This window comes from Flavobacterium sp. TSSA_36 (assembly GCF_051547165.1).
GTDB lineage: Bacteria > Bacteroidota > Bacteroidia > Flavobacteriales > Flavobacteriaceae > Flavobacterium.
In genome coordinates this window covers 814,036-825,825 of record NZ_JBPTTP010000001.1, presented here as the reverse complement: position 1 = coordinate 825,825, position 11,790 = coordinate 814,036, and the positions used below count along the sequence as shown (strand labels likewise).

At 37.0% G+C, this 11,790-nt stretch carries 8 protein-coding genes; 4 read left to right on the top strand and 4 right to left on the bottom strand.

Going from position 1 to position 11,790, the window contains the following annotated elements; genetic code table 11:
- Positions 1-39 precede the first annotated feature (39 nt).
- Together ACSVH7_RS03535 and uvrC are read right to left on the bottom strand one after the other, a co-directional pair.
- A complete protein-coding gene (locus tag ACSVH7_RS03535; protein WP_438065306.1) occupies positions 40-2,244 on the bottom strand; it encodes a patatin-like phospholipase family protein in 2,205 nt (734 codons plus the stop codon).
- Positions 2,245-2,265: 21 nt separating this feature from the next.
- Positions 2,266-4,056: an excinuclease ABC subunit UvrC gene (gene uvrC, locus ACSVH7_RS03530; protein ID WP_438065305.1), complete on the bottom strand. Its 1,791-nt coding sequence runs from the start codon at positions 4,054-4,056 to the stop codon at positions 2,266-2,268.
- 355 nt (positions 4,057-4,411) lie between these two features.
- On the opposite strand from uvrC, the gene ACSVH7_RS03525 reads away from it, so the two are divergent.
- The 4 genes from ACSVH7_RS03525 (at position 4,412) to ACSVH7_RS03510 (ending at position 9,446) form a co-directional block, all read left to right on the top strand.
- Positions 4,412-5,431 carry a succinylglutamate desuccinylase/aspartoacylase family protein gene (locus tag ACSVH7_RS03525; protein ID WP_438065304.1) on the top strand — a complete coding sequence of 340 codons (1,020 nt, stop codon included), beginning with the start codon at positions 4,412-4,414 and terminating at the stop codon, positions 5,429-5,431.
- Between the two features lie 71 nt (positions 5,432-5,502).
- Positions 5,503-6,765, top strand: a complete 1,263-nt coding sequence (locus ACSVH7_RS03520) for a pyridoxal phosphate-dependent decarboxylase family protein (protein WP_438065303.1) — start codon at positions 5,503-5,505, stop codon at positions 6,763-6,765.
- The gene (locus tag ACSVH7_RS03515) at positions 6,734-7,318 is read left to right on the top strand and encodes a 5-formyltetrahydrofolate cyclo-ligase (RefSeq protein WP_438065302.1); all 585 of its coding nucleotides are present in this window, start codon (positions 6,734-6,736) and stop codon (positions 7,316-7,318) included. Before ACSVH7_RS03520 ends, ACSVH7_RS03515 begins: the two co-directional genes overlap by 32 nt.
- A 154-nt stretch (positions 7,319-7,472) precedes the next feature.
- The gene (locus ACSVH7_RS03510; protein ID WP_438065434.1) at positions 7,473-9,446 is read left to right on the top strand and encodes a transglycosylase domain-containing protein; all 1,974 of its coding nucleotides are present in this window, start codon (positions 7,473-7,475) and stop codon (positions 9,444-9,446) included.
- Between the two features lie 208 nt (positions 9,447-9,654).
- Here the strand turns inward: ACSVH7_RS03510 and ACSVH7_RS03505 are convergent, their stop codons facing one another.
- Together ACSVH7_RS03505 and ACSVH7_RS03500 are read right to left on the bottom strand one after the other, a co-directional pair.
- Positions 9,655-10,692, bottom strand: coding sequence for an NADP(H)-dependent aldo-keto reductase (locus ACSVH7_RS03505; protein WP_438065301.1), 1,038 nt, complete (start codon positions 10,690-10,692; stop codon positions 9,655-9,657).
- A 140-nt stretch (positions 10,693-10,832) separates the two neighbouring features.
- The gene (locus tag ACSVH7_RS03500; RefSeq protein WP_438065300.1) at positions 10,833-11,771 is read right to left on the bottom strand and encodes an OmpA family protein; all 939 of its coding nucleotides are present in this window, start codon (positions 11,769-11,771) and stop codon (positions 10,833-10,835) included.
- Positions 11,772-11,790 lie beyond the last annotated feature (19 nt).

Below are 11,790 nucleotides of genomic sequence, written 5' to 3'. Positions count from 1 at the left end.
ATGAAAGCAAATATCGTATTTTTTTTAATATATTTTAAATTAAAATACATATCCTACGCCAAACCAAACAAATCCTTTTGGAAGCTCTGGTGACCAAGAATATTTGATTTCTATTGGCCCAATAATTGCATCAAGTCCGTAACCAATAGCATAGCCTGAAAACTTGGGAAGCGCTACCCAATCAAGTGAACTAAAAATTCGATTTCCTATATTGGCGTAATTTGCCGTAAAATTGAGATGGTTTCTTTTGTAAAATTCAAAATCCAAAGTCCCTGAGGATTTGATATAACTATTACCTCCAAGCGTTAAAAAATCATACCCGAAAAAAGGTTTGAAATTATTAATAGATGTATACCCATACCCTCCAAGCATAAAATTTAAAAAAGGAACACTTTGTTTACCAACCGTTGTACCAGCATCCGTTTCAAACTTAAATACCAATCGAGGTACCAATTGAACCGCTAAAGCAAATTCAGCTTTCATAATTGTAAAGGGCTCAAAAGCTTTGGAATAATTCGATGACATCAAATAAGAATGTATGTCTCCTGTAAATGACCATCCTTTTTTTGGAAAATACTTACTATCTAAGGCATCAAATTTCAAATAACCAAATACGCCTAGATAATTACTATCCTCTATTGGCGCGATATTTTTCACTACACTAATAGGTTCTATACTTAAGTATTTATACTCGACACCGCCACCAATTAGGTATTTTTGAACAAATACAGATTGGAAATAAATTTGATTACTCCAATCTTGAAAGTCCACATTTACTAACGATAACTCATTATCTAAGGTTTTCCCAATTTGAATGGTATGCGATACATTTCGATTAAATTGATAGAACGAAGACTTGCAACCAAAACTGATATTGAATCCATTATCTACATAATAATTGAAATTGTATCGAAAATTATCCCCGATAATTAAATCTAAAGAAGTATTGTCATTCTTAAGGAAGAGATTTTTTTGGGTCAAATTAGCTAGAACGGCACTTTTGTATAATCCATCATAATGCAAGCCTAGTTTTAACTGTGTTTTGGTGTCGTTTTCTCTTAAATTCAGTACTAATTTTTCACCTTCCCCCTCTGATTGTAGCGCGTAATTTATGGCATTAAAGTTTTGACTCCCATTAATAGTGTTAATCCCATTCTGCAATTTTGCATACGTAATCCAGCTTCCTGGCTTAAACCGAAGCTTTCCTTTGACATAAGTACTGGTGAAATTTTTTAGTTCATTTACTTCAATACTCTTGATCAAAATACTATCAGAGATGATTTTTAACTTTGGTTTGTAATAGGGTTGATTCGAATCAGCTAATTTTTTTAATTTTTCATATACAGCAAAAGAAGCTTCTTCTCCTTTTACAACAATTTCTTGGCCTTTATCAAAAGAAATCACCGTATATTCTTTGATGTCAGGCTGAATGTAAACTGTGGTTTTCTGTACATTCTCTTTCATTTTATCAATCATACTAAAATTAGTGATTTGTACTAGGATTTTGGTAGCATCTTTAAGAGCAGTGCGGTCTTTCAATCCTTCCTGAACATCTACCCCAATAATAACCTCAGCTCCTAAATCAAGTACTTCTTGAATAGGGTAGTTATTGACTACTCCACCATCAATCAGCACTTTTCCATCAATTTCAACTGGTGAAAACAAAGAAGGAAAAGCAGCACTCGCTAACATGGATTGTGCTAAATTCCCTTTATTCAACAAGACTTGTTCTCCTTTTTCTATATCCGTTGCGATACATAAAAAAGGAATTGGCAATTGATTAAAATCATGGATGTTTTTGACATTGCGCGTTAATTGTGTCAATAAATTGAAATTGTACATTCCCTTAGAAAGCGCTTCAGGTATGCCTATTTTTAATTTATTGAACGGAAGGGTTATGGCATACAATTCATCATTGCGCTTCTCGTAGAAATTCTTGGACCCTCTTGGAATATAATCATTGATCAGTTTATCAAAGTCAACCGTGTGAAAAATAGAGTCAATTTGAGTGGCATTGTAGCCCGAAGCATATAAACCTCCAATCACGGCTCCCATACTCGTTCCACCGATATAATCGATCTTGATCCCGGCTTCTTCAATCACTTTCAACACGCCAATATGAGCGAAACCTTTGGCTCCACCTCCACTTAATACTAGACCTATTTTGGGTTTCTTAGCTTGTTCTTGTGACCAAAGCAGCCCACAACAACAGAACAACAAAAGTAAAGCAGTAAATCTACTCATAGACAAGAATTTAGCAACGTGCTATTTCTTGTAAAAGTCGGAAATTTTTTTGGCTTTTGACACACCTATTACGTCAGAAATTTCTTTTTCTGTGGCCAATTGTATTCTTTTAACACTTTTAAAATGCTCAATTAGGGCAATCATGGTTTTTTCGCCAATTCCCGGAATGCTTTCAATCGATGAATTCAGGGCGGCTTTGCTTCGTTTGTCACGATGATGGGTGATTCCGAATCGGTGGGCCTCGTTTCGTAATTGCTGAATTACCTTCAGTGTTTCGGATTTTTTATCCAAATACAAAGGGATGGAATCTCCAGGAAAAAAGAGTTCTTCTAATCGCTTGGCAATGCCAATGATGGTGATTTTCCCTCGCAAACCTAGCTCATCAATACTTTTTAAGGCCGCAGATAATTGTCCTTTTCCCCCATCAATGATGATCAATTGTGGCAAAGGTTCTTTTTCGTCTAATAATCGTTTGTAGCGGCGGTACACTACCTCAGTCATCGAAGCAAAATCATCTGGTCCTTCGACGGTTTTGATATTAAAATGACGGTAATCTTTCTTGCTGGGTTTCCCGTCTTTAAAAACCACACAAGCCGATACAGGATTCGTTCCTTGAATATTTGAATTATCAAAACACTCAATATGTCTTGGCTCTACAGGTAATCGCAAGTCTTTTTGCATTTGCGCCATAATGCGATTGGTGTGGCGGTCTGGGTCGACAATCTGCAATTGTTTGAGTTGTTCAATGCGATAAAACTTGGCATTACGAATAGACAAATCCAATATTTGTTTTTTATCGCCCAATTGAGGTACTGTAATTTTGATGTTTTCACCCAAATCTATGGCGAAAGGAACAATCACTTCTCTGGACAATAAATGAAAGCGTTCTCTAAGTTCTACTATTGCTAATTCTAACAACTCTTCATCGGTTTCTGCTAACTTTTTCTTGATTTCCATTGTATGCGAACGAATAATCGAACCGTGGGAAATTTGCAAGAAATTGACAAAAGCCGCACTTTCATCCGAAACAATCGAAAACACATCGATATTCGTAATTTTCGGATTGACAATCGTAGAACGAGATTGGTAATTTTCTAGAACCTCAATTTTTTCTTTTATTTTCTGTGCTTCTTCAAACCGCATTTCGCTGGCCAAATCGACCATCATTCGCTTAAAATCCTTTAAACTTTCTTTGAAATTTCCTTTAAGAATTTCACGTATGGCATCTACTTGTTTTTGGTAATGTTCCAAGCTTTCGTGACCTTCACAAGGTCCTTTGCAATTGCCAATATGGTATTCTAAACACACTTTAAATTTCCCACTATTGATGTTGTTTTGGCTCAAATCAAAATTACAAGTTCGGAGTGGATACAACTCTTTGATTAATTCCAAAATAGTATTTACGGTCTTGAAACTCGTGTAAGGACCAAAATATTCGGAACCGTCTTTAATCATTCTACGAGTAGAAAAAATGCGCGAAAAAGGTTCTTTTTTGATGCACAGCCAAGGGTAACTTTTGTCATCGCGAAGCAAAACATTATAACGAGGCTGAAGCGTTTTGATTAAATTATTCTCTAACAGCAACGCATCGGATTCTGTGGGAACTACAATGTGTTTTATGGTCACAATTTTTTTGACCAACACATTGGTTTTGGCCGTATCGTGAATTTTATTAAAATAAGAAGATACCCTTTTTTTTAAATTTTTGGCTTTGCCTACATATAAAATTTTACCTTCCTTGTCATAATATTGATACACGCCTGGATTATCAGGAAGGGTTTGTATTTGAAGGGCTATCGAGGGTTGCGTCATTGTAGTTTTAGGAAAATTCGCTATCGCTTTTAATTCAGAACAAATTTAGTAATTCTATTTTTCTAAAACTTCTGTGCTGGCTTTTTCTTCAGAACATTCGTATTCAAAAAATTTCGCCACGAATTCACTAATAAATCAGGAATTACGATAGGTAGTAATGACACAAATCATTAAAGTTGATAAATTTGTGAAATTCAATTTCGATGACAATTAGTGAATTCGTGGCTAAATGCTATAAATCTGTGGCTCTAGCTTGCACTGAGGCATCGAAGTGTGGTTACCTTTTTATTTTATTTGAATTTCAACCAACAGCTAATGCTTAATAATTTTTATATTTAGCCTTTTAAAGTTGGCTATGAGAAGTTTAAAACCAATAACGATTTTCGGCGAAAGCATTTTACCTGGAGAAAACAAAACCATCAACGTTGAGATGGCGCGACTTCACACGACTACAAAACTCAATATTCCCATCATAGTTCGTCGCTCTAAACTTGACGGGCCCGTTGTGCTTTTCTCTGCTGGTATTCACGGAGATGAAATCAATGGAATCGAAATCGTACGACAACTCATTAGCAAAAAAATAAATAAACCCAAACGCGGCACCATTATTTGCATTCCCATCATTAATATGTATGGATTTGTGAATCGTTCTCGCGAATTTCCTGATGGTCGTGATTTGAACCGCTCTTTTCCAGGAAGCAAAAAAGGCTCCTTGGCGAGTAGATTTGCCTTTCATATTCTAAACGAAGTTATGCCCGAAGTGCATTATGCTATCGATTTTCATGCAGGAGGCGCCAGCAGATTCAATGCACCACAAATTCGCTTGGCCGAAAATGATCCTGAATTAAAGCAATTAGCCGATGTTTTCAATGCTCCTTTCACTTTGTACTCCAAAAACATTGCGGGTTCGTTTCGAAATTCTTCTACTAAAATGAAGGTAAAAATGCTGCTATTTGAAGGCGGAAAATCATTAGACATAGATAAAAAAGTCGCGAGTGAGGGACTTGAAGGCACCAAACGCGTATTGGCACAATTGGACATGTTAGATCCAATACACAGTATCGAGGTACCGGAAAACAAAACCATTTACATCGAAAAATCGAATTGGGTAAGAGCCAAATGTTCAGGCATGCTTCATGATTTAAATACCATCGGAACTTTTGTTACCAAAGGAACTGTTTTAGCACTCATTACCGATCCTTTTGGAAAGTTTGAGCGCAAGGTTAAAGCGCCCAACGATGGCTATGTTATTAACAGCAATCAATCTCCGATTGTGTATGAGGGCGATGCTATTTTTCATTTGTCTACTTCATTGGCACCATCTAAATCACCAGAAAAACCAGAGGCTTATTTCGATTTGATTAATGATATTTAAAATTTAAAAACCTAACAAAAATCATATTCTAATAGCAATCAGCCAGTTACCTTTGCCAAAAAATCATAGCAATGTTATATTGGAAAAAAATAGATCAGAAAGAACGTAAAGAGCGAATACAAAATGCTTTAGCAGAAAATGTGAATTTTTCGAAAGATATCTCTCTAGGATATCCAGCTTCTAAACTTGATGGTAGAGTTTTTAATGATGACGCCCCATTTTTGAAAGAAGCTCCAACCCTACAAACCTATGTTGCCAATCCCAATCATATTGGTTGTCACACTTTGGGATCCTCTGAAAAAGCGTTCAAAGGCACCCAACAAATAGAGCGTGATGTTTTAGATGTCATTGCAGTCGATATTTTCAAAGCAAAACCTGACGCTTACGATGGCTATATTTCACCGGGAGGAACCGAAGCGAATATTCAGGCCATTTGGATGTATCGCAACTTTTTTATGTATCAAAAAGGTGCCCAATTACATGAAATTGCCATTGTAGCTTCCGAAGACACGCATTACTCCATTGCAAAAGGATCCAATGTACTGATGTTAGATTGGATTAAAGTTCCTGTTGCCTTTCATAATAGATCCATAGACAGCCTTGCATTAGAACAATTGATTTTGGAGGCGAAAGCGAAAGGTAAAAAATATTTTATCACCGTTTCGAATATGGGTACCACCATGTTTGGCTCTGTAGACGATCCTGAAATATATTGCACTCTTTTTGAAAAACACAATTTAGACTATAAACTTCATATCGATGGGGCTTATGGTGGTTTTGTTTATCCGTTTAGCAATCCCAATTCAACCCTAAATTTCGAGAATCCCAAAATAAGTTCGATCACCATCGATGCGCACAAAATGCTACAATCGCCTTATGGAACAGGGATTTTCATTTGCCGAAAAAATCTAATTGAAAACGTTTTGACCAAAGAAGCCGAGTATGTAGAAGGCATGGACCTTACCCTTTGCGGAAGCCGATCCGGATCCAATGCTGTGGCTGTTTGGATGATTCTCTTTGCTTATGGTCCCCACGGTTGGTTCGAAAAAGTGAGTATTTTACAAATGCGTACGCAGTTTTTATGTAACGAATTGGACCAACTGGGCATTGCTTATTTTAGAGATCCGTTCATGAACATTGTCACCATTCATGCCGAGCACATTGACCCAAAACTAGCCGATACTTTTGATTTGGTACCACAACAACATCATGGTGACAATAAGTGGTACAAAATAGTGCTTATGGACCACGTAGAAGTCGAACATTTGACTACTTTTATAGCCCAATTAAAAGCGACTATCCATGTTGAAAAAGGAATTACGGCTGAAGTATAAAGCACTAAGAAAAGCACTTACTGAAAATGAAATAGAATCGATGAGCTTGGAAATTGCCAACCAAGCTTTATCGCTTCCTATTTGGGACAAAACCTATTTTCATATTTTTTTACCCATCGCATCCCAAAAAGAAATCAACACCGAGTTTCTTTTACACATTCTTTCTGGAAAAGACAAAGAAATCATCCTGTCAAAAAGCGATTTCGAAACCCGAAAAATGACGCATATTTTATTGACAGACAATACGCGAATTGTAAAAAATGACTACCAAATTCCTGAACCCGTATCAGGAATAGAAGTACCTTCGAAACAAATAGAAGTCGTGTTTGTACCTTTACTCGCCTACGATAAACTGGGCAATCGCGTGGGATACGGCAAAGGATTTTATGATCAATTCCTTTCAGAATGCAGCCCTGACACCCTAAAAATAGGCCTTTCTTTCTTTGAACCCGAAGATCAAATAAATGATGTTTATGAGAATGATATACAATTGGATTATTGTGTTACTCCGAAAAAAATCTGGAAGTTGAGCGCAATAAACGAAGAGATCTGATAATTAAATCTCAAAAGTCCATTTTAAAACTTATTTTCAAAACAAAACAACAACTATAGCTTGTATATCAAACACTTAACAAATTTTCCGGTTTTTATTGCATAAAACTTAACATAAAATAAGATACTTTTGCTGCCAAAGTGAAATTTCAATGATGAAAACGAATAAACAAAAACTCCTTCTTGCCCTGAAAATAATAGCTATAATGCTACTTGTGATTATAGGAGGTTTTATTTTTTTTAGAGATACTCTTTTAGACCAAGCCTTAGACAAGGTTTCGACGAAAATGACCCAGCAATACAACAGTGACTTTAGTGTCAAAAAAGCCAGTTTTGATGGACTTAGTGGTATTAATCTCTACGATGTTATTTTGGCACCCAAAAACGCAGATACGCTTTTACACCTTAAAAAACTCAATACCAGCATCAGTTTTTGGAATTTATTCATTGGGAATGTTCAATTAGAAAAATTAGAACTCGAAGACGGCTACATCCAATTAGTCAAAAAAGGAAAACAACGCAACTTTGATGCTTTTTTAAAAAAAGAGGAAGAAATCAACCTCGAAAATTCGGATCGCAAAACCGATTATGCCGCCACAGCCTATCGAATGATTTCTAGAGTTCTCAATTTGGTACCTACCGATATGCGCGTCCAAAACTTAGCCTTCAAAATTGATGACAACGGAAACAAAACCCTACTCGATTTTAAAAATCTTACTTTAAAAAACGAACAACTTAACTGTGCCATTGGAGTTGAAACCAACACATTTAAACAACAATTAAGCCTAAAAGGAATCGCCAATCCAAGAAATAAAACCGCAGATTTTCGTATTTTTAATCAAGATACAGGAGCTATTCGACTTCCCTACGTTGATGAGCGCTACCACCTACAATCCAGCTTCGACTCCATCCGTTTGAATATTCAAAATATAGAAAAATCATCAGGAGAATTCCATTTTGACGGACTGGCCACCATTACCAACTTACGCATCAATCACCCCAAAATTGCTAACAAAGATGTGGTCATTTACAACGCTCGATTTGATTATCGCTTCCTACTTGGTGCTGATTTTATTTCAATCGATAAAAGCTCAACTTTGCAACTCAACAAAATAAAAGTGCATCCGTACTTGGCTTACGAAACCGAATCGGATACGATTTATAAATTGCAAGTGAGTATCCCAAAAATGAAGGCGCAAGACTTTATCGTTTCGCTTCCTGATGGGTTATTTACTAATTTTCAAGGCATGCAAGCCCAAGGGAATTTTGAATACAACTTGGATTTCAAATTCAACAAAAACAAACCCAACCAATTGGTTTTTGATAGTAAATTAAATAAAGAAAACCTCCGAATTACGAAATACGGCAAAGCCAATTTGACCAAACTCAACGGCGAATTTGTGTACCGAGCCATCATTAAAAATGTGCTCCAACGCCCTATTTTAGTAGGAGCCGAAAATGCAGATTATACCCCTTTGGATCAAATTTCACCCTATTTGCAAAAATGCGTCTTAACCACAGAGGATCCTTCGTTTTTTAATCATCGCGGTTTCATCAACGAAGCTTTCAAACAATCAATTATCAAAAACATTCGAACCAAAAAATTCGCTCGTGGTGCCAGTACCATCAGCATGCAATTGGTCAAAAATGCCTTTTTGACTCGCGAAAAAACCTTATCGCGTAAACTAGAAGAAATTTTATTGGTTTACATCCTCGAAAACAACCGAGTAGTTAGCAAAGAGCGCATGCTTGAAGTCTATTTCAATATTATCGAATGGGGACCTGATGTATACGGAATTGGCGAGGCAAGTCGTTTTTATTTCCAAAAAACACCTGCCGAATTAGACTTGAACGAATGTTTGTACTTGGCTCGTATTATTCCAAGTCCGCGCAAATTTATGTACCAATTCAATGACGAAGGAAAACTCAAAGACTTTGCCGTAAAGCAACAGTTGTTTTTGACTAATTTAATGAACCGAAGAGGATTGCTCGCACCCGAAGATTCCATTTACAAAACAAAACCCTTTATGGTTACCGGCCAAGCCAAATCGTTCATCAAATTGAGAGTGCCCGACTCCATTCAAATCCAAGCCGATTCCATAGCGGCCGATCTGATTTTTGGCTTTTAAAAATTTGGAGCAGAAACAATAGGCTTTTTCAGGAAAGAATGGTCCCGCTTTCCGTTACAATCTTATGCCCCGAACCCCGGGCCATAAGGATTTCCACTACAATCGGGGCTATAGAGTAAAAACTTGCTTTCTAGGGAACATAAAACCATAAAAAAAGCTGTAATCATAACAACGATTACAGCTTTTTTAGTGAATTTCTAATCCTTTATTAAGGCGCTGGATCAGGAATTTTTGCTTGAACGGCATCTATCGCTTGCAGTAGTTCTTCGCTTAAAGTCACGTTAATCGTATCGATGTTTTCTTTCAGTTGTTCCATAGTTGTGGCGCCAATAATCGTGCTAGTTACAAAAGGTTGTTGCCCAATAAAAGCTAAGGCCAATTGCGTTAACGTCAATCCGTTTTGCTGTGCAATTTCGTGGTACAAACGCGTAGCCGCAGCCGATTGTTCACTATTGTATCTTGAAAATTGAGGAAACAAATTGATTCTTGCGTTAGGATGTGCTTCGCCCGTTAAAAATTTACCTGACAACACCCCAAACGCCATTGGCGAATAGGCCAAAAGCCCCACATTTTCTCTGATTCCAATCTCTGCTGAACCATTTTCGTACAAGCGATTCAACAACGAATAAGGATTTTGAACCGTTTTGATTCTTGGCAAATTATGGTATTTACTTTCTTCCAAAAAGCGCATGATTCCCCACGGCGTTTCATTCGACAATCCGATATGTTTTATTTTTCCTTGTTGGATAAAACCGTTCAATGTTTCTAAAACTGCGTGAATGTTGTCTTCCCAAGCATCGTCTTGTACTTTAAAACCGCGTTGTCCAAAAAAATTGGTTTTACGTTCTGGCCAATGCAACTGGTACAAATCGATATAATCCGTTTGTAAGCGAAGTAAACTTTGGTCTAAAGCATATTGAATACTCGCTGGAGAAAAATCATTCTTTTCGCGCATATAGGTAAAGTTAGGATTTGGCCCCGCAATTTTTGATGCTAAAACCACTTTGTCTCTATTGCCCGTTTTTTGGAACCAAGTGCCTAAAATACGTTCGGTGCTACCATAGGTTTCTTGACGCGCTGGTACAGAATACATCTCGGCCGTATCGAAAAAGTTAACGCCTTGTTCTAAAGCATAGTCCATTTGAGCGTGTCCTTCGGCTTCAGTATTTTGTTGACCAAAAGTCATCGTGCCTAAACAAATTTTACTGACTTGAATATCAGTTTGTGGGAGTGTGGTATATTTCATTGATTTGATAATTAAATTTAAAGCCTTCAAAGATAAAAATTAGCTTCCGTTTTAAAATTCGACATTCGTTAATTTTAACACAAAAGGCTCACCATAAAACGATGAGCCTTTTGTACTTTTTCTTTAAGACAAGCTTTATTCTAAAACTCGTTTAACATTTTTGAGATTTCGTCCAAACGTGGTGTCAGTATGATTTCGATTCGGCGGTTTTTGGCTTTTCCTTCGGCAGTGGCGTTGCTCATTAAGGGAGCATATTCGCTACGACCTGCTGCTGTTAGGTTTTGCTTGTTGACTTTTTTGTTTTCGCTCAAAATAGCTACTATGGCTGTGGCTCTTTTGGTAGACAAATCCCAGTTATCCGCGATTGGTCCTGAACCTTTGAAACCGTCATCATCTGTATGCCCTTCGATTAAAACAGCAATATCTGGATTGTCTCCCAATACTTTGGCTACTTCTACCACTGCTTTTTTTCCTTCGGAACCTACGGCCCAACTACCGGAATTGAATAATAATTTGTTCTCCATAGAAACGTAGACTTTTCCGTTTTTTTGTTCAACAGTCAATCCTTTTCCTTCAAAACCATTCAAGGCTTTAGAAAGCGTTTCTTTTAGATTTTTCATAGCGGCTTCTTTGGCTGCAATCAAATCCTCTAGTTCTTGCAAACGCTGAGCACTTTTGCTCAAACGCTCTTTTTCGATTGCCAAGGCTTTACTTTTTGCATCGAGTTCAGCAAGCAGTTCGTGATTTTTTTTCAGGTTGGTTTGCAAAGCTTCTCCGCTGTTTTTCTCTAAAGCAACATACGAATCTTGTAGTACTTTGAACTTATTTTGTGCCGCGGCATAATCAGCCTTTAGCTTTTCTAAATCGGATTTGGTTTTATTTAACTCAGATGTTAATCCTTCATTTTCGGATTCTAATTGTGTTTTTGCTTTTTGCAATTCGCCATTTTCATTGGTTAAATCGGCGTGTTCTTTTTGAAGGTTGGCTAATTTATTTTCGAGTTCGTTGTAGATTTTTTTGGACACGCAGGAACTAGCTAAGAACAAGAGCGTTAGTCCAAGGAAAGTTTTTTTGATCATGGGGTTTAATTTAACTATG

What these genes read in the sequence shown, in the direction of transcription:
- ACSVH7_RS03535 (WP_438065306.1), bottom strand. Translation starts at nt 2,244, where the DNA reads ATGAGTAGATTTACTGCTTTACTTTTGTTGTTCTGTTGTTGTGGGCTG.
- uvrC (WP_438065305.1), bottom strand. Translation starts at nt 4,056, where the DNA reads ATGACGCAACCCTCGATAGCCCTTCAAATACAAACCCTTCCTGATAAT.
- ACSVH7_RS03525 (WP_438065304.1), top strand. Translation starts at nt 4,412, where the DNA reads ATGAGAAGTTTAAAACCAATAACGATTTTCGGCGAAAGCATTTTACCT.
- ACSVH7_RS03520 (WP_438065303.1), top strand. Translation starts at nt 5,503, where the DNA reads ATGTTATATTGGAAAAAAATAGATCAGAAAGAACGTAAAGAGCGAATA.
- ACSVH7_RS03515 (WP_438065302.1), top strand. Translation starts at nt 6,734, where the DNA reads ATGTTGAAAAAGGAATTACGGCTGAAGTATAAAGCACTAAGAAAAGCA.
- ACSVH7_RS03510 (WP_438065434.1), top strand. Translation starts at nt 7,473, where the DNA reads ATGAAAACGAATAAACAAAAACTCCTTCTTGCCCTGAAAATAATAGCT.
- ACSVH7_RS03505 (WP_438065301.1), bottom strand. Translation starts at nt 10,692, where the DNA reads ATGAAATATACCACACTCCCACAAACTGATATTCAAGTCAGTAAAATT.
- ACSVH7_RS03500 (WP_438065300.1), bottom strand. Translation starts at nt 11,771, where the DNA reads ATGATCAAAAAAACTTTCCTTGGACTAACGCTCTTGTTCTTAGCTAGT.